This is a genomic window from Rhodococcus sp. NPDC057529, assembly GCF_042802055.1.
Classification (GTDB): domain Bacteria; phylum Actinomycetota; class Actinomycetes; order Mycobacteriales; family Mycobacteriaceae; genus Rhodococcus_F.
In genome coordinates this window covers 1-16,260 of the sequence record NZ_JBHVEY010000032.1, presented here as the reverse complement: position 1 = coordinate 16,260, position 16,260 = coordinate 1, and the positions used below count along the sequence as shown (strand labels likewise).

Sequence of the window (16,260 nt, the reverse complement as noted above, 5' to 3'; positions counted from 1 at the left end):
GCGACATGACGGCGTCCCCCCCCGGGCCGGTCTCTGCAAGGAGGTTCGCACCATGCGCCACCGTTCGATAGTGCACGCGCCCCCGACGGCCGGCGCCGAGCGACTGCTCGGCGCGCTCGCACGCGACATTCCTCTGGTCTGCGGAATCGTCAACGCGACCCCGGATTCGTTCTCGGACGGGGCCCGGCACTCTGACACCACGGCCGCGGTCGAACACGCGTTGGCCCTGGTCGCCGAGGGCGCCGACCTCCTCGACGTCGGCGGCGAATCCACCCGCCCGGGATCCCGCCCGCCGTCCGTCGTGGAGGAGATGGGCCGAGTGGTGCCGGTCGTCGCGACCCTCGCCCGGCGCACGTCGGTCCCGATCTCGGTCGACACCTCACGTCCCGAGGTGATGCGCGAGGCGGTCGCCGCCGGCGCGTCGATGATCAACGACGTTCGCGCCCTGCGGCTCCCCGGCGCTCTGCAGGCTGCCGCCGACCTGCAGGTCCCGGTCTGCCTGATGCACATGCTCGGGGATCCGGCGACGATGCAGGACGCACCGCGATATCGGGACGTCGTGCACGAGGTACGACAGTTCCTCGTCGCCCGCCTCGAGTCGTGTCTCGCGGCCGGGATCCCGCGTGAGCACATCCTGCTCGATCCGGGCTTCGGATTCGGCAAGACCTTGGCACACAACCTCCGGCTGCTGTCCGAACTCCGGCAGATCACCGAGATCGGACTTCCGGTCATGGCGGGCCTGTCGAGAAAGGGCATGCTCGGAGCCATCACCGGCCGCGACGTCGACCACCGCCAGGCCGCTTCGGTGGCCGCCGCGATGATCGCCGCCCAGAACGGCGCCGCCGTCCTCCGCGTCCATGACGTCGCCGCCACCGTGGACGCGGTATCGGTATACCGTGCGCTCGTATATCGTGGTCCCGCCAACTCCAGTCACGCACCGAATCGAGACCCCGCCCTGTGAACACTTCCGTGTCCGCCGCAGCGGGGCTCGCGACGATCGACACAGCTGACGTTCAGCTGATGGAGACGATGTATCACGATCCCCGCACGGGCTTGCGGCATCTCGACCGTCACCTGTCGCGCCTCGCCCATTCGGCGGCGGTCCTCGGGTACGAATTCGGGGAACGAGAGGTCCGGCGCCACCTCGCACACCAGCTGTCGTGCGCCGGAGCCGCCCGGGTCCGGGTTCGCCTGCACCGCGACGGCGAGGTGGACGTGGACGTCTTCGCGCCCCCGGTCGCGCCTGCCTGCGTATCCCTGGTCCTGGACGACGAGCCCGTCGACTCCCTCGACATCCTCCTCGGGCACAAGACGACGCTCCGCGAGCGGTACGACCGCCGGCGTCGCCGCAACCCCGATGCCGACGACGTCGTGCTCGTCAACGAACTCGGGCACGTCACCGAGACCACGATCGCGAACCTCGCCGCCCGGATCGACGGCACCTGGTGGACGCCGCCGTTGTCGTCGGGATGCCTGCCGGGTGTCGAGCGGTCGTGGCAGCTCGACCGCGGTGTGATGCGCGAGCGGATCCTCACGCCGAGCGACCTCCTGGCCGCCGAGGCACTGGCCGTGACGAGTTCGCTCAAGGGCGTGCTGCCCGCCACCCTCCGGCCGTAGCCGCTCCGCTTCCGAACCTTCCCCGGATCACCTCTTGACCCACCTCAATGCCTGACCTACCGTTATCACCAATACTGATATATCAATATCCGACCTGTTTGACTACCAGCGAGACGTCCGCGACCCCAACGCCCTACTGTCAAAGGAAAAGGCATGAGAGCTCGAAAGATTCCCTCGGATCGACGGTTCACGGCCACGCACAGCTGGGTGGCCCTCGCACCGGGACAGAACTTCTCCGACTTTCCGCTCCGCGCGGGCGTCACCGACACGGCCCTCGACGACGTCGAGGCGGTCCGGCTGGAACTTCCGGCAGTACGCAGCACGATCGAGGCCGGCGCCCCCTGCGCCCTCGTCTGGACGTCCGCGCGGAGCGCCGTCACCGTGCACGCGCCGATCAGCGGGCTCGTCACGATGACGAACGCCGACGCCGTCGCGAATCCGCAACTCGTCGCCGACGATCCGTTTCACCGTGGCTGGCTGTTCGCGATCCTGCCCCTGCCGACGTCGTCCGCCTACGGACTCCTCACACCCGCGCAGTACGCGACCGAACTCAGCGAGGCGGTGTAATCCGATGACCATCAGCGTGTTCGACCTGTTCTCCGTCGGTGTCGGCCCCTCGAGTTCACATACCGTGGGACCCATGCGCGCGGCCGCGCGATTCGTGTCCGACCTGCGCACGCTCGGCGCGTTCGACGACGTCACCGATGTCCGCGTCGACCTGTACGGATCGCTCGCCGCGACCGGCGCCGGGCACGGGACGATGTCCGCGGTCCTGCTCGGTCTCGAGGGGTACCGGCCCGAGGCGATCGAGACCGAGGAAATGGAGCAGCGGCTCGAGGCGATGCGGACCACGCGGCGCATCGCGCTCGGCGGTTCGCACCACATCGCGCTGGCCGAGGACGAGATCGTGCTTCATCCGCTGACGATCCTGCCGTTCCACCCGAACGGGATGACGGTGACGGCCTATGCGGCCGGGAACGTGGAAATCCATCGGGAGACGTATTTCTCGATCGGTGGCGGGTTCGTCGTCACCGAAGCCGAGAGCACGGAACATCGGCCTGCGCCGGCGAGTGGGTCGTCGTTCGGGTCCGCGAAGGAACTCCTCGACATCTGCGCGCGGCACGGATACCGCGTCAGCCAGGTCATGCTCGAGTTCGAGAGCGAAACCCGGTCGGCCGCGGAGATCCGCGACCGGCTCCTCCATATCCGCGACGTCATGGTCGAGTGCGAGCGGCGCGGCATCTCCCGCGACGGGCTCCTTCCCGGTGCGCTGCGCGTCCGGCGCCGCGCCCGGGACTGGTATCTCCGGCTCGATCAGGAAGACCCGCACCGTGATCCCGCGTTCGCGGAGGACTGGGTCAACCTCGTCGCGCTCGCGGTCAACGAGGAGAACGCCTCGGGTGGCCGGATCGTCACCGCGCCCACCAACGGCGCCGCGGGCATCATCCCCGCCGTCCTGCACTACGCCGTCCACTACACGCCCGCCGGCCGGGCCGACCCCGACGAGACCGCGGTCCGGTTCCTCCTCGCGGCCGGCGCCGTCGGGTCGCTGTACAAGGAGCGGGCGTCGATCTCCGGCGCCGAAGTCGGCTGCCAGGGCGAGGTGGGTTCGGCGGCGTCGATGGCCGCGGCAGGACTGGCCGAGATCCTCGGCGGCACACCGGAACAGGTGGAGAACGCCGCCGAGATCGCCATGGAACACAGCCTCGGCCTCACGTGCGATCCCATCGAAGGCCTCGTCCAGATTCCGTGCATCGAGAGGAACGCGATCTCGGCAGGCAAGGCCATCAACGCCGCCCGGATGGCCCTGCGCGGCGACGGGACCCACCGCGTCAGCCTGGACCAGGTGATCGAGACGATGCGCTCGACCGGCGCCGACATGCTGTCGAAGTACAAGGAGACGTCCACCGGTGGTCTCGCCGTCAACGTCCCCGTCAACTACGTCGAGTGCTGACATGATCACCGACGAACTCCGACTTCTCCCGGCCCGCGCCGCTCATTTCATCCGGCAGCACCCGGTTCCGGCGCGCGGCGCGTACGCGCCGGAGACCCGACTGTCGGTGCTCGACATTCTCGTGCACTGCGCGTGGGTGCGCGGCGACGCGTTCGTGGCATTCCAGTTACTGAGCCGAAGCGCCCTGCCGGACTCGTACCTTCTCCGCCTCGACGTGCTGGACGACGCGCTGGCCGCCCTCGACTCGTTCACCGTGACCGAGGACGAATGCGAACAGGCCTTCGGTCCGAACTGGGAGGACGTGGTGCGGCACGCCGTCGATGCGGCAGCACTCGTCGACGAACGGTTCGGAGCACTGACGCGGACGAGCAGCGCCGTCGACGGCCGCCGGCGGCTCGGCGCCTGGATCTGCGCACGTGACGCGGCGTCGGAAGCGGGCCGGATCAGGTCCTGGTACCGCGCCCAGGACGCCGCGTGGGAACGCCACTACATGGACGGGGTGACCCTGCGCGAGGACGAGCGGATGTGTGCCGATCTCGCGACCGCCGTGCGCGACGCGGCGGCTGCGCACGCGGTGTCGGATCTCGTCGGAACACACGATTTCACCAGGGCGCACTACGAAACCCTGCTGGAACCGTGGCGCCTCTGTTCACCGGAGGGCGCTAGTGGACTGCCGCGAGCACTGCATCGGTGAACGTCCGCGGCAGGCTCTGATGACCGCTCTCCCGCAGCGCCGACAGCGCTGCGACGACGTTCGGGCCGCCGTCGGGTAGGAACCGGATCAGTTCGTGCCGAGCGCACTCCACAGCCGCAGGAAGAAGCGCCGCCTGCGCTTCGTCACGACGTCCGGCCGCCCAGAGACACGACACCAGCAACCGGACCGCCTGCAGCCTGGCCCGGCGTCGCCCGGTGCCGTCGAGTTCCCGCACCCACGCGTCCGCCCATGCGCACGCCCGGTCCGCCGCATCCGGATCGCCCTGCGCCTCGAGCAACCTGATGGCCGCCTCCTCCTCGAGTTGCGCCGTCGCCAGTCCGAGGCCGTCGGCGGGGGTTCGGCGGGCCTCGCGGGTGACGGCGACGAATTCGGGCGACGGGGGCAGCCCGATCCGCACCCGCTCGTTGTCGACGGCGGCCCGCAGACGCGGCAGGGAGAACGTCTCGGCGGTCCGGACTCCCTCCGTGAGCTGTCGCTCCGCGGCGTCGAGATCGCCGCGCACCGCCATGATCCGCGCCCTGAGGCAGTAGTGCCGGATCATGAAATCGGTTGCGCCACCGAGCGCGGCGGCATCGAAGGTCTCGATGAGCAGTTCGTCCGCTTCGTCGATCCGGCCCTGCTCGTAATGCACCTCGGCGAGAAGGGCGCGGGTGAGCCGCGCGTGCTGCGACTGCGTGTTCTCCGCCTCCCGAACCAGCTGTAACGCCTTGCGGTACAGCTCCATCGCACCACCGACGTCGAGCTGCTCGAACTTCGCGAGTCCGGCGAAACAGTATCCGTAGGCGACGGAGTACGGCCCCGTGTTCTGCCGGTGGTACGGGGCCGCCCAACTCTGCCTGCGGTAGGCGTCCTCGAACCGGAATTCACACGTGTCCACGAACGTCGCGATGAGAGCGGCCATCGACACCACGAACGGGTGATACTCCGCCGGACGGGCGAGGCATTCGGAGACGAGTTCCCGCACCCCCGCGATACGGTCGGCGGTCACCTCGATATCGCCTTGCAGGACATCCGCTTCCACCCGGAGTTGCGCGGCGTGCTGCTCGGACATCTCGCCACCGGCGATCTGCTCGAGCGCCCGCGTTCGGGCTGCTCGAGCGAGTTCGAGGCGCTGGAGTTCGCAGTTCGCCCACCCGATCGTGAGTTGCAGACGCGGACTGGCGGCCACCAGATCGGCGGGCAGTTTCCCGATCAGGCAGAGCAGCGTCGACATCTGCGATCGATCGAGGAGGTAGAGATCATCCTCCTCCAGCAGTTCCACGGCGCGCTGCGGTTCGCCGGCCGCGAGAATGTGGTCGACGGCCTCCCCCAGCAGATGCCGCTCCCGGAACCAGTCGTAGGACCGGCGGTGCAGGTCGATGATGCGTCCGGGATGATCCCGTTCGAGACGCTGATGGAGGATCTGGGCGAACAGGTGATGGTAGCGATACCACTGACGGTCGTCCCCCGTCCTGCCGAGGAACAGATCGCGTGCGGCGACCTGTTCGAGTCGCGCCTGCCCGTCCCGCACACCCGCCAGCGCCGACGCCAGGTCGCCGCACACCGTGCCGGGGACCGAGGTGGCGAGCATGAAGTCGAGCATGTCCGGCTCGAGGGCGTCGAGCACGTTCTCGGCGAGATACTCGCCGATGGCGTCGGTCCCGGTCCGCAGCTGGTCGATCAGGTTCTCCGGACTCCCGGCCTCCCGCAACGACAACGAGGCCAACTGCAGTGCCGCGATCCAGCCGTCTGTCGATTCCCGGAGTTGCTCGATCTCGGTGTCCTTCAGCGGAACCTGCACCCGGTCCGACAGGAAGTTCTGTGATTCACCGAAGTCGAAACACAGTTCTGCGGAGGCTATTTCGTTGAGTTCGTCGAGCACCCGCATCCGGCTCAGGGGCAGCCCCGACCTGTTCCTGCTCGCGACGACGAATTTCAGGTGGTGACACCCGTTGTCGAGGAGGAACGTCATCGCCTCGATCGGTCCGGAGTCGGAGATGCGATGCCAGTCGTCGATCACGACGACGAGCGCGTCCGCGCTGTCGTGAAGCCGGTTGATCAGCGACGTGAGGACGAACCGTTCGACCGCTTCCCCGTGCTCTTCCAGGGATTGCCCCAGGTCGGTGACGACGTCCGGGCGGACCCGCCGGATCGCCTCGACCAGATGGGAGAGGAACCACACCACGTTGTTGTCGTCCCGGTCCACGGTCAGCCACGCCACCGCGGTCCCGGCCTCGACCAGGTCGTCGCGCCACTGGGCGACGAGACTGCTCTTGCCGAACCCGGCAGGCGCGTGGACGAGAGTCAGCCTGCGGTCCCGTCCCGCGCGCAAAGCGGCGAGCAGCCGGCGGCGCGGCACGAGCTGCCGGGTGGTCGTGGGTGGGCGGAACTTCGTCACCGGCGCGGGCGGGGTCGGCGGCGTCCGCACGTTGTACGGGAGCCCAGGTCGCCGAGACGGGGTGGATTCGCCGGCATGATCGTGCGGCTGCTCGGGTGCCCGTCGAATCGGGATGTACATGTCGTCGACGGTCACACCGTTGCGACGCTCGACCGTGCGGAGCTCGTTGCCGAAGTCGGCGGCACCGCCCGGCCTGTCCTCGACCGCGCGGGACATGGCATGTTCGACGGCGCTGCACACGTCGCCGGGGATTCCGGCGTCCCGCAGATCGGGTACCGCCTGCGTGGAAATCCGCAGGAACTGACCGACGACCTGTTCACCGCTGCGGCGCTCGTACGCGGCATGACCGGTCAGCGCGCAGAACAGCGTGGACCCGAGGCTGTAGACGTCCGACTCGACCGTCGGCGGCCTGCCTTCGAGTACCTCGGGAGCAGTGAACGCCGGGGAGCCGGTGATGGACCCTGCCGTCGTCTCGAATCCACCCGAGACGCGGGCGATGCCGAAGTCCGTCAACTGCGGTTCGTCGTATTCGGTGAGCAGGATGTTCGCCGGTTTGACGTCGCGGTGCAGCATCCCACCGCGATGCGCGGTCTCGAGGGCGCCGGAGATTTTGATCCCGAGCCGCAGGACCTCCTGCCACCCGAGAGGGCCCGAACGACGGATCTGCGCGTCGAGGGAACCGAACGAGTGGTACGGCATGACGAGAAACGGGCGACCGCTCCGGGTGACCCCGACCTGGTAGATCGCGACGATGTTCGGGTGCCCGGACGTCCGGCCCATCGCCCGTTGCTCCCGCACGAACCTCGTCACGTTGTCGGGATCGAGGTTCGACGTCAGGACTTTGACGGCGACCGTGCGATCGAGGTCTTCCTGCAGGCAGCGATACACGACCCCGAACCCGCCGCGGCCGATCTCCACGGCATCGTCGAATCCTGCCGCTGCCAGCTCGGACGTGATCTCCGGCTGACGCTGGGTTGCCCACGGATCGTCGTTCGCCATCGGCCTGCACCACCTCCGACACGCTCCACCCAGGATAGTCCGCGGGGGCACCCGGAGATCGGGTCGTCAGTCGCGCGTCGCAGGTGCACCGAGCCGCGCGGCCACCGTGCGGGCCGATTCGGCGACGGTGCGGCCGAGCGAGTCGAGCATGGTGTGGGGAACCCGGAAACGGGGTGCCGACAGCATCACCGCGCCGACGAGGACGCCGCGGTGGTCGTGGACCGGCGCCGAGATGCCGACCTCCTCGATCGACGTCCGGCCGTCGTTGACGGCGTATCCGCGATCGCGGATCTCACCCAGTTCGTCGAGGTACTCGCCCACGGAGTCGGCGTCGTCCGGCCCCAGCAGCAGCCGCCGTTCGAACAGCCGCTCCACCTCGGCGCGCGGCATGTCGGACAGGAAGACCTGGACCGACGAACTCGCATACGTGTCGTATCGAGTGCCGACCGCGGCCGTGTGCTTGACCTGCTTGGGACTCGGAACCTGTTCGACGACGACGGATTCGTGGCCGTTCCACACCATCAGGGCACTCGTCTCCTCGGTCCGGCGCGTCAGACCTTCAAGTTCGGGCAGGGCCACCCGCCGAACGTCGAGGTTCGCCAGCAGCGGCCCGGCCAGGCCGATCACGCCGAGACCGAGCCGGTACCGCCCGGTCCCCTCCTCCCGTTCGACGTATCCCGCTTTCTCGAGGGTCGCGAGCATCCGGGACACACTGCTCTTGTGTAGATCGACCTTCCGCGCGATCTCGGTGACGCCGAGCACCGGTTCGTTGATCGAGAACGCCTCCAGAACGCGCAGCCCGTTGAGCAGAACCGACGGCGACGGCTTCGTGTCACCGTTCTGATCGCCGAGTTGATCGACGTCGTCCACACTCATGTCCGCTGCGCTCCTTCGACTCGGCTGGTACCTCTGCCGACCCTGCCACACCCGCGGCAGGGTCGGCGTACCGGTCAGACGCCGAGGATGTTGTGTTCGGGTCCGAACGGGAACCGGGTGATGTTCTCCGCGTCGTCCTCGCCGACGACCAGGATGTCGTGTTCACGGTAGCCACCGGCACCGGGCATTCCCTCGGGAACCATGATCATCGGCTCCATCGACACGACCATGCCGGGTTCGAGGACGGTGTCGATGTCCTCGCGCAGCTCGAGGCCCGCCTCGCGCCCGTAGTAGTGCGAGAGCACGCCGAAGGAGTGCCCGTATCCGAACGTGCGGTTCGGCAGCAGACCCTCGGCCTCGTAGATCTCGTTCAGCTCAGCGGCGATGTCCTTGCAGACCGCGCCCGGCTTGATGAGCTCGAGGCCGCGGCGATGGACCTTGACGTTGACCTCCCACAGTCGTAGATGTTCCGCCGACGGCTCACCGTAGAACAGCGTGCGCTCGAGCGCCGTGTAGTAGCCGGCAATCATCGGGAAACAGTTCAGCGACAGGATGTCTCCGCGCTCGACGCGACGGCTGGTAGCCCAGTTGTGGGCACCGTCGGTGTTGACACCCGACTGGAACCACACCCACGTGTCGCGCAGTTCGGCGTGCGGGAAGGTGGCCGCGATCTCCCGGATCATCGCGTTCGACCCGGCGATCGCCACCTCGTACTCCGGAACACCCTCCCTGACGGCGTCGCGGATGGCCTCGCCGCCCAGGTCGCCGATCCGGGCGCCGTGTTTGATCAGTTCGATCTCCTCGGGCGACTTCACCATGCGCTGCCGCATCGTGGCCTTGGCGACATCGGCGAACGTCATTCCCGGCAGGACCGCGGCGACGCGGGACCGCAGGTCTGGGGTGAGGTGGTCGTCCTCGACACCGAGCATGCCGCGCGAGATGCCCTGGTTCGCCAGCACCTGCTGCACGGCGTACTCGAAGTTGTCGCGGCGCCAGTCGGTGTAGACGACGTTCTCGCCGAACGTGCGCCGCCACGGCATGCCGGCGTCGATGTTCGCGGACACGGTGGTCGAGCTGTCCTGGGTGACGACGAGGGCGTAGGGGCGGCCGAACGCGGTGTAGAGGAAGTCGGAGTAGTAGTTGATGTTGTGGTAGCTGGTGAACAGCACGGCGACAACCCCGTTGTCCGCCATGTGCTTACGCAGCGCGACGAGCCTGCGGTCCATTTCCACCGGGGAGAACGTGGGAACGACCTTCTCGCCGTTCGGGATGTTCTTGATGCGCTCCAAGTTCATGATGTTCCTTTCGAATTGGCGGCGGCATCGCGGGATGCCGCATTTCTGTGGGAGATACGGGTGGGTCAGACGTCGGCCAGGGGTCTACGGGAGGTTTCGCGAGCCATCAGCATCGAGCCCATGGCGACGAGGGCCGCGGCGACGAGGTACCAGGCGGGCGCCAGTGTGCTGCCGGTGATCTCGATCAGCAGGGTGGCGACGAACGGTGCGGTCCCGCCGAACAGGGCATTGGCGGTGTTGAAGCTGAACGCGAAGCCGCTGTAGCGGACCTGGGTGGGGAAGATCTCGGACAGGAAGGTCGGGAGCGTGCCGTCGTTCATGGTGAGGAACGCGCACAACACGATCTGGATGACGACGACACCGACGATCCCGACTGCTCCGAGCGCACTGAACAGCGGGACGGTGAACACGGCGAAGCAGATCGACGCGCCGACGAGAACTCGCTTGCGGCCGAATCGATCCGAGAGCGCACCCATCCCGAAGATGAACACGATGTAGCAGGCGAGGGCGATCGACGCGGCGACGAACGAGGCCGTCTGCCCGACATGCAGCACCTCCGACAGGTAGGTCGGCATGTAGCTGAGGATCAGGTAGAAGCCGACCGCGTTGAGGCACGTGACTCCGAACGCGATGACGATTGCGCGTCGATGATGAGTGAACAGGATCGACAGCGGCGCGTTGTCCTCCACTTTCTGTTCCATTTCCTGGAACTTCGGGGTGTCCTCGAGCTTCAACCGGATGTAACGGCCGATCAGACCCATCGGCGCCGCGAGCAGGAACGGCAACCGCCAGCCCCACCCGTTGAGCTGTTCCGTCGACAGCGCCGCGGTGAGCAGTGCCGCGATCAACGATCCGAACAGAAGTCCGGCAGCCGTGGACGCGGGCACCACGCTGGTGAACAGGCCGCGCTTGCGGTCCGGGGCGTACTCGGCGAGGAACGCCGAGGCACCCGCGTACTCACCGGCGGCCGAGAATCCCTGCACCATGCGGACGAGTAGAAGCAGGACCGGTGCGAGGTACCCGATCTGATCGAAGCTGGGGATCAGGCCGATACAGAATGTCGACGCCGACATGATGAGGATCGACAGCGACAACGCGGTGCGGCGGCCGATCTTGTCCCCGAAGTGACCCCAGACCAGGCCGCCGATCGGGCGGATGACGAACGAGATGGCGAACACCGCGAACGTGGCCAGTAGGCCCGTCGTGGGCGCCGTCTCGGGGAAGAAGACCACCGCGATAACCGTTGCGAGATAACCGTATACGGCGTAATCGAACCATTCGACGAAGTTGCCGACGAAACTCGCCGCGACGACGCGCCGGAGAACTCCGGGCGAGGGGTTCACCGCGCCGGCCTCGTCCGAGTGCGGCGCAGCTGAGGGGGAATTGAGGTTTTGGGCCATGCCCACTCCTTCTCGGGGCGTCGGCGCCTGCCGACTGCGACGAATAGCACTTGTTGCCGTCAGTGCAACTGCGATTCGATTAGTGACGATATTGTGCGCACCGTCACATGTCAACGGGTCGCGTCGCCATAGCAATCGAATCACGGTTGCAGTGAATGAATAGGGACTGAAATCGCAGTAAACACGGCAGTTCGGCGGTCACACCATCCCAGATCGCCAATCCCGACGATGTTCACAGGAATGCAACATCGTTGCAATTACCGAGCCGAGGGGGTTACAACGCTGTCGTGTCGACCACACCACCGAGGTAGAGGCGCGTCGCGAGGTGCAGGGCAGCGAGCCGCGGCGAACCCGTCGGATCCTCGCCGAGCAGTGCGAAGATCTGCTCGAGCCGCTGGTACAGCGTCTGGCGCTGAACGTGCAGCCGGGCCGCCGCCTCGGTCTTGTTGCACCCGCACTGCAGGTAGACGTCCAACGTGTCGATCAGGCGGCGACCACGCTCCACACCCACCGCGAGCAGCGGCCCGAGAATCTCCCGGACGAACATGGCCAGCAGGGCAGGATCGTCGATCCGCCGGACCAGGCGTTCGAGAACGAGGCCCGCGGCGACCACCACGGTGTCGGCGATGCCCAGATCGCCCGCGAGGTCGAGCACGAACCGCGCCTCCGCCAGCGTCCAAGGCAATCCGGTCAGACCGGCGACCACCGGCCCCACCGCCACCCGGGCCTGCTCCGCCCCGGACGCCGTGCGCAACGACTCGACCAGAGCAGTACACGACCCGGACCGGTCGTCGGCCCGGACAACGATGATCGCGCGCACCTCGTCACCGGCCACGGACGACACCGTTCCGGCCGAGTACCGATGCAGCGCCGCGTCGACAGCGGCGAGAGCCACCGACCCGTCGAGCGAACGGCCGACGACCCCGACGTACGACACGCCGTCGGCCAGCCCCGCCGCGCGGGCCGCCGCAAGGACACGCTCGGGCGCAGGATTCGGCTGGCCGGCGATCCGCAGCAACGCCTGCGCGGCGCGGACCGCGGCCGACGGCGGAAAGGATCGCAGGAGCGAGATCGCCAGCGCTGCCGGCGCTCGCTCGACGATGGCCTCCGCGGTGACGTGATCGGCCGGGTCGTCCGGAGACACCACGAGCGTCGCGACACTTACACCGTGAACCGCCACCGGTACCGAGAACAGCCCCGAATCTGCAGCGGGAGAGGCGATCTCGTTCCCGAGGGCCGCGATCACGTCGCCGGCCGCGTCGAACAGGGTCACGTCGCCGGGCAGAAGTCGCGCGAGCACCGCAAGCAACTCGTCCGGACCGCCGCCGCGCGCCAGTTCCTCCGACAACGCGTGCGCAACGGTGTCACCACGACGCAGTCGCTGCACCGATTCGTTGACCAGCAGGCCGTTGATCGCCTCGGCCACCTCGACGAACGGCACGACCCCTCGCAATTCCACCACCGGCAACCCCGCCACCGACGCCTCCTCGACCAGTTCCGTGGGGATCTGCGGCAGTTGCGTCCCGGTCTCGATGGCCACTCCGGCGACGCGGCGAGCCGACAATTCACGCACGTACCGCCGCAGCCGGTCCGGATCGGCGGATGCGAGCGCGAAACCGGCGGTCAGCAGCAACTCGCCGCCGCGAAGAAGGTGCGCGATGTCGATGACCTCACTCGAATGCACCCAGCGCACCGGTTGCGTCAGCAGCTGGGCGCCAACGCGAACGAGGGGGCGTCCGGCAGCCAGGCTCGGGTGTGCGAGGACGTCGGCTAACGACAGTGACATGACATTCCGTTCGTTGACGACCCGATTTTATTGGCAAAGTGTAAATGGTGTGATGTGGGTCACGCACCGGAAGATGGGAAGTCCACATGGCCTCACCAAGGGAGTCCGATGGTCAAGAACATTCCCACCGACAGTCCGCACGTCCACGACTTCGAAGAAGTACTGCAGCCCATCCCCGAGGAAGCACGCACGACGCGCGTCTCCGGCCAGTTCTGGATCTGGGCGGGGGCGAATATCGCGCCCATCAACTGGGTTCTCGGCGCTCTCGGCATCGGCCTCGGACTCGGTCTCCGCGACACGCTCATCGTTCTTGTCGCCGGAAACATCGTCGGTATGGCACTTTTCGGCGTTTTCGTTCTCATCGGCCAGCGTACCGGCGTCACCGGCATGGTGTTGTCGCGGGCGGCGTTCGGCCGGCGCGGCGCGTATCTGCCGGCCGCGATCCAGGCCTGCCTGGCGGTCGGGTGGTGCGCCGTGAACACCTGGATCGTCCTCGACCTGGTCATGGCACTGCTCGGCAAACTGGATCTCGTCGACCCGCACGAGCGGAACCTGGCGGCGAAGATCCTCGTCGGCGCGGTCATCATGACGATCCAGGTGACCATCGCGTGGTTCGGGTACCGCGTCATCGCCGCCTTCGAGCGGTGGACGGTTCCCCCGACGCTGGCGGTACTGGTTCTGATGTCCGTCGTCGCCTGGTTCCACCTCGACATCGACTGGTCGTACGCCGGGCCCACCGGTGAAGTCCTGCAGGGCGGCGCCCGGATCGCGGCCATGTCGACGGTGATGACCGTGATCGGAATCGGCTGGGGAATCACGTGGTTCACCTACGCCTGCGACTACTCACGGTTCGTGAGCCGGACGGTGTCGCGGCGCAAGCTCTATCTCACCAGCACGCTCGGCCAGTTCGTTCCCGTGGTGTGGCTCGGAGTGCTCGGCGCGAGCCTCGCCACGACCAACGGTTCCGTGGATCCGGGCGAACTGATCGTGTCGAACTTCGGCGCGCTGGCGCTGCCGGTGCTGTTCCTCGTCATTCACGGGCCGATCGCCACCAACATCCTCAACATCTACACGTTCTCGGTCGCCGCACAAGCCCTCGACATCAAGGCGCACCGCCGGAAGCTGAACCTGCTGGTCGGCATGTTCGCCCTCGTCGTGGTCGTCTTCTTCATCTTCCAATCCAGCCTGGCCACCGTGCTGGAGACGTGGCTGGCGGCGATCGTGGCCTGGATCGCGAGCTGGGCAGGCATCATGCTCGTCCACTACTTCCGGGTCGAGAAACGACAGATCGACGCCCGCCGGCTCTTCGACCCGATCGGATCTCGCCGACTGCCCGACGTCAACTGGACCACGATGGGATGCTTCGTCGCCGGGATCGCCGCGACGTGGCTGTTCATGTACGGCGCCACGAGCCTCACACAGGGCTTCGCGGCACGCGCCCTCGGCGGGCTCGACCTGTCCTGGCTGGCAGGTGGCGGAGTCGCCGCCACCCTCTATTCAGTCCTCGGCCCCCGCGCGCACCGCCCCTACCGCATGACCGGTCAGTCCCCGACACGATCGGCCGCGACCGCCGACTCCCCCGACGTCCTCACCGGCAACTGACCCCCTAACACCAGGAGCACTCGTGAACAACGACTTCACATGGCCGCAGGGCCACACCGCAGCCGCCGCCTTCACCTTCGACGTCGATGCCGAATCCTGCGTCCTCGCCCACGATCCCACCGCGGCGAACCGAATGTCGCTGATGAGCCACCAGTCCTACGGCCCCCGCGTCGGAGTCCCCCGCATTCTGCGACTGCTCGAGCGCCAGGGCGTGCGCGCGACGTTCTTCGTGCCGGGCTTCACCGCCGAGTGTTATCCCGACACGGTTCGCGCCATCCTCGACGGCGGGCACGAGATCGGGCACCACGGATATCTGCACGAACCCATGAAAGGCCTCGACGCCGCCACCGAGGCGCGCTACCTCGACCGAGGGCTCGACGCGCTCGAAGAGGTCGCAGGCATCCGTCCCGTCGGCTATCGCGCACCCTGGTGGGAAATGAACTGGCACACACCCGAACTCCTCGCCGACCGAGGTTTCGTCTACGACTCCAGCCTGCTCGACGGCGACGCACCCTACCTGATGGCGACCAGCCCGGAATCGGGGCGAACCCTGATCGAGATTCCCGTCGACTGGGCACTCGACGACTGGGAACAGTACGCGTTCTACCCGGGTGTCACCGGCAGCGGCGTCATCGAAAGTCCCGCCAAGGTCCTCGAGATGTGGACCCTGGAGGCGGAGGCCCAGCACACCGACGGTGGGTGTTTCGTCCTCACGAACCACCCGTTCATCTCCGGACGGCCCTCCAAAGCAGCAGCACTCGAACGACTCGTCGAGAACGTCACGGCAATGGCCGGAATGTGGGTGACCACCCTCGGCGAGATCGCCGCACACGCCCAGCGCGTCTGCACCGAACCCTTCACGCACACCCGATTCGAGATCCCCACCTTCCCCGACGTGCAAATCCGGCGGACTCCCCCGGCCCCCGTTGTGTCATTCGAATGAATGACACAGAGGTCCATTGCGCTTCAACGACTTTCGTAGACCGTTACCCGTTGGCTACTATTCCCGCTACACCGAATGGATTGGCCGTCGCGGCCTTTCTCGACCATTCCGTGAAAGCCCTGCCCCACCCCTGAACGAGGTAAACATGAACGCTCGACGGCTAGTTCTCGGCATCCTCGGCTGTGCCGCCATCTCGATGGCGGCCGCACCGTCCGCGCAGGCGGCGACGATCTTCGATTTCCTTCCCCCGGAGATCGCGTCCCTGATTCCGAGCGGCTCGGCCGACGCCGTGAACCCGCTCCTGCCGCCCGCACCCGCCGCTCCGGCAGCACCCGCTCCCGCACCGCAGGTCGCACCGGCTCCGCAGGCAGCCCCCGCGCCGCAGGTGGCTCCGGCACCGCCGGCCCCTGCACCGCGGGCGGGCTACAAGAACTGCACCGAGGCCCGCAATGCCGGCGTCACTCCGATCTACCGCGGGCAGGACGGCTACGCCTCGCACCTCGACCGCGACAACGACGGCATCGCCTGCGAGTAGCCGACCACCGACCGCTCCACCCGCAGGCGCACCCCTTCTGCGCAGACGCACCCCTTTTCGAGCCCCAAACGGAAGTTGTCAACCTGTCTGAGACACGTTGGTGTTGATTCCCGTCGGTCCGGGAAGGGCTGGTGCTACCGGTCTGGCCCGGAACCGTTCGG

At 67.4% G+C, this 16,260-nt stretch carries 13 protein-coding genes; 8 read left to right on the top strand and 5 right to left on the bottom strand.

Annotated features, from left to right (window positions below; all coding sequences use genetic code 11):
* Positions 1–52 precede the first annotated feature (52 nt).
* The 5 genes from folP (at position 53) to ACFU5V_RS38515 (ending at position 4,265) form a co-directional block, all read left to right on the top strand.
* Entirely contained in the window at positions 53–961 is a 909-nt protein-coding gene (gene folP, locus ACFU5V_RS38535) for a dihydropteroate synthase (protein ID WP_378706137.1), read from the top strand.
* On the top strand, positions 958–1,617 hold the full coding sequence (locus tag ACFU5V_RS38530; protein ID WP_378706135.1) for an aminotransferase class IV: 660 nt from the start codon (positions 958–960) through the stop codon (positions 1,615–1,617). Before folP ends, ACFU5V_RS38530 begins: the two co-directional genes overlap by 4 nt.
* 153 nt (positions 1,618–1,770) lie before the next feature.
* On the top strand, positions 1,771–2,184 hold the full coding sequence (locus tag ACFU5V_RS38525) for a glycine cleavage system protein H (RefSeq protein WP_378706133.1): 414 nt from the start codon (positions 1,771–1,773) through the stop codon (positions 2,182–2,184).
* Positions 2,185–2,188: 4 nt separating this feature from the next.
* Entirely contained in the window at positions 2,189–3,571 is a 1,383-nt protein-coding gene (locus ACFU5V_RS38520; RefSeq protein WP_378706130.1) for an L-serine ammonia-lyase, read from the top strand.
* A 1-nt stretch (position 3,572) separates the two neighbouring features.
* Positions 3,573–4,265: a hypothetical protein gene (locus ACFU5V_RS38515; protein WP_378706128.1), complete on the top strand. Its 693-nt coding sequence runs from the start codon at positions 3,573–3,575 to the stop codon at positions 4,263–4,265.
* Here the strand turns inward: ACFU5V_RS38515 and ACFU5V_RS38510 are convergent.
* The 5 genes from ACFU5V_RS38510 to ACFU5V_RS38490 all read right to left on the bottom strand — a co-directional run bounded on the left by ACFU5V_RS38510 (position 4,234) and on the right by ACFU5V_RS38490 (position 13,019).
* Positions 4,234–7,662, bottom strand: coding sequence for a protein kinase (locus ACFU5V_RS38510; protein ID WP_378706126.1), 3,429 nt, complete (start codon positions 7,660–7,662; stop codon positions 4,234–4,236). The two genes, ACFU5V_RS38515 and ACFU5V_RS38510, sit on opposite strands and share 32 nt — an antisense overlap.
* A 66-nt stretch (positions 7,663–7,728) precedes the next feature.
* The gene (locus ACFU5V_RS38505) at positions 7,729–8,538 is read right to left on the bottom strand and encodes an IclR family transcriptional regulator (RefSeq protein WP_378706125.1); all 810 of its coding nucleotides are present in this window, start codon (positions 8,536–8,538) and stop codon (positions 7,729–7,731) included.
* Between the two features lie 74 nt (positions 8,539–8,612).
* The gene (locus ACFU5V_RS38500; RefSeq protein ID WP_378438342.1) at positions 8,613–9,833 is read right to left on the bottom strand and encodes a M24 family metallopeptidase; all 1,221 of its coding nucleotides are present in this window, start codon (positions 9,831–9,833) and stop codon (positions 8,613–8,615) included.
* Positions 9,834–9,898: 65 nt separating this feature from the next.
* Positions 9,899–11,233, bottom strand: a complete 1,335-nt coding sequence (locus tag ACFU5V_RS38495) for an MFS transporter (RefSeq protein ID WP_378706123.1) — start codon at positions 11,231–11,233, stop codon at positions 9,899–9,901.
* Positions 11,234–11,507: 274 nt separating this feature from the next.
* On the bottom strand, positions 11,508–13,019 hold the full coding sequence (locus tag ACFU5V_RS38490; protein ID WP_378706121.1) for a PucR family transcriptional regulator: 1,512 nt from the start codon (positions 13,017–13,019) through the stop codon (positions 11,508–11,510).
* A 108-nt stretch (positions 13,020–13,127) separates the two neighbouring features.
* Between ACFU5V_RS38490 and ACFU5V_RS38485 the strand changes: the two genes are divergently transcribed.
* From ACFU5V_RS38485 to ACFU5V_RS38475, 3 genes are all read left to right on the top strand, one after another.
* Entirely contained in the window at positions 13,128–14,621 is a 1,494-nt protein-coding gene (locus tag ACFU5V_RS38485) for a purine-cytosine permease family protein (protein ID WP_378706119.1), read from the top strand.
* 22 nt (positions 14,622–14,643) lie between these two features.
* Positions 14,644–15,564: a polysaccharide deacetylase gene (locus ACFU5V_RS38480; RefSeq protein ID WP_378706117.1), complete on the top strand. Its 921-nt coding sequence runs from the start codon at positions 14,644–14,646 to the stop codon at positions 15,562–15,564.
* Positions 15,565–15,709: 145 nt separating this feature from the next.
* Complete coding sequence (locus ACFU5V_RS38475; RefSeq protein WP_378706115.1) at positions 15,710–16,099, top strand: excalibur calcium-binding domain-containing protein; 390 nt, start codon at positions 15,710–15,712, stop codon at positions 16,097–16,099.
* Positions 16,100–16,260: the final 161 nt, after the last annotated feature.

Coding starts and splice junctions, on each gene's coding strand:
- ACFU5V_RS38510 (WP_378706126.1), bottom strand. CDS start 7,662: ATGGCGAACGACGATCCGTGGGCAACCCAGCGTCAGCCGGAGATCACG.
- ACFU5V_RS38495 (WP_378706123.1), bottom strand. CDS start 11,233: ATGGCCCAAAACCTCAATTCCCCCTCAGCTGCGCCGCACTCGGACGAG.
- ACFU5V_RS38490 (WP_378706121.1), bottom strand. CDS start 13,019: ATGTCACTGTCGTTAGCCGACGTCCTCGCACACCCGAGCCTGGCTGCC.
- ACFU5V_RS38485 (WP_378706119.1), top strand. CDS start 13,128: ATGGTCAAGAACATTCCCACCGACAGTCCGCACGTCCACGACTTCGAA.
- ACFU5V_RS38520 (WP_378706130.1), top strand. CDS start 2,189: ATGACCATCAGCGTGTTCGACCTGTTCTCCGTCGGTGTCGGCCCCTCG.
- ACFU5V_RS38525 (WP_378706133.1), top strand. CDS start 1,771: ATGAGAGCTCGAAAGATTCCCTCGGATCGACGGTTCACGGCCACGCAC.
- ACFU5V_RS38505 (WP_378706125.1), bottom strand. CDS start 8,538: ATGAGTGTGGACGACGTCGATCAACTCGGCGATCAGAACGGTGACACG.
- ACFU5V_RS38500 (WP_378438342.1), bottom strand. CDS start 9,833: ATGAACTTGGAGCGCATCAAGAACATCCCGAACGGCGAGAAGGTCGTT.
- ACFU5V_RS38515 (WP_378706128.1), top strand. CDS start 3,573: ATGATCACCGACGAACTCCGACTTCTCCCGGCCCGCGCCGCTCATTTC.
- ACFU5V_RS38475 (WP_378706115.1), top strand. CDS start 15,710: ATGAACGCTCGACGGCTAGTTCTCGGCATCCTCGGCTGTGCCGCCATC.
- folP (WP_378706137.1), top strand. CDS start 53: ATGCGCCACCGTTCGATAGTGCACGCGCCCCCGACGGCCGGCGCCGAG.